Genomic DNA, 1513 nt, shown 5'->3' on the forward strand with positions numbered 1-1513 from the left:
TCGGCTTCACGCTGTTCTCGGCGCTGCTCATCGTCGTCGCGAACGTGATCGTCGACGTCGTGTACGCGTTCGTGGACCCGCGGGTGCGGCGCCGGGCGTAGGGCGCTCAGCGCCCCGCTGGTGCGGTGCCGGGCGCTCAGTGCCCCGTGTCCTCCCCGGTCCGGAGCAGCATCGGCACGACCAGGCCGAGCGCGAGCCCGAGCAGGGCCACCGCCCCCGCGACCGCCAGCCAGACGCCACCGACCGGCCCGGCGTCGCCGAACAGGGCGACCACGACGAACGCGACCGCCTGCACGGCGACCTGCACGGCGACGAACCGGATCGCTGCGGGCAGCAGGGCCCGGAGCTGCACCCGGGCGGTGCGCGGCGTCCACGCCCAGAGCAGGCTCGTCGCGAGGACGAGGTGCGTCGCCAGGACGAGCACGGCGACGTCGGCCCCGTCGAGCCCGGCGATCGCGAGCTGCACGACCAACAGGGCGGCGAACGGCCCGCGGGGCAGGACCGCGGCGGCCACGGCCAGGAGGACCGCGACGACGAGCCAGCCGCTCGCCCCGACGACCACGACCGATCCGAGGACCCCCGCGACCAGGCCGAGCGCACCGATCGTCCACGCCGGGATCGCGCGGCCGATCGCGGGCGCGCCGGTCCGCTCGGCTCGGGGACGCAGGCTCACCCGGCCCGCCGCGGACGGCTGAGGAGCCGGAGCTGCACGGCCGGGGAGCTGCCGTCGTCGCGCTGCCAGCTGATGCGCTCGACACCGGTGGCGGTCATCTCGGCGAGCCGGTCCTCGCGTTCGAGTGCGAGCAACCGGAACGCGAGGCGCTCGTGCCTGCTGGCCCGGCGCAGGTCCGGGGTCGGGAGCACGTCCACCGCGACGACCCGGTGCCCGGTGGCCGCCCAGGTCGTCGCCATCGTCGCCGGCTGGTCGTCGAGGAACGTGGACAGGACGACCACGAGCGATGCGGCCGGCACGAGCGGCATCCGCGCGGGGCCGTCTGCGTCGCCGGTGGGCGTCACCGTGGCGATCGTCGACCGGAGCCGTTCGAGGTGCCGCGTTCCGCCGCCCGGCTCGACCGATCGCGCGGCACCGCCCAGGGCCCGGAAGCCGACCCGGTCCCCGGCTCCGATGTACGCGGTCGCCAGGGAGAGGGCGGCCTCGCGGGCGAGGTCGAGCGAGGTCGTCTCGTGCGCTCCGTGCCGGGCACCGCTCCACCGGGTGACGTCTGGGCCGAGGTCGTCACGTCCGTCGACGACGAGCACCACCAGTGCGTCCGCGGTGGCGAAAGTGCGCCGGACGTAGAGGTCCCCGGGGCGTTCGGCTCGTCGTGCGGTGCGTCGCCAGTCGATCCTGCGGAGTCGGTCCCCGGGGGTGAAGGCGGCGACGTCCCGCCCGGTCCGGGGGTGTCGACGTCGTCAGGACGCTCCCACCCCGAGCCCGGCGGCCTCCGCCCGGTGCAGGAGGGCCTCCAACTCGTCTGCGATGCCGGGGCTGGCGAACAGGAACGACCGCGTG

General features: G+C 75.9%; 1 protein-coding gene and 1 pseudogene. Both read right to left on the bottom strand.

What is annotated here, in order from left to right:
• Window positions 1–136: 136 nt before the first annotated feature.
• Window positions 137–673, bottom strand: coding sequence for a hypothetical protein (locus I59_RS02540; RefSeq protein ID WP_031272537.1), 537 nt, complete (start codon window positions 671–673; stop codon window positions 137–139).
• Window positions 670–1374: pseudogene (locus tag I59_RS02545) on the bottom strand (DUF58 domain-containing protein); the annotation flags it as partial. The pseudogene I59_RS02545 and the gene I59_RS02540, both read right to left, overlap by 4 nt.
• Window positions 1375–1513 lie beyond the last annotated feature (139 nt).

This window comes from Curtobacterium sp. B8, assembly GCF_000333315.1.
Lineage (GTDB): Bacteria > Actinomycetota > Actinomycetes > Actinomycetales > Microbacteriaceae > Curtobacterium > Curtobacterium luteum.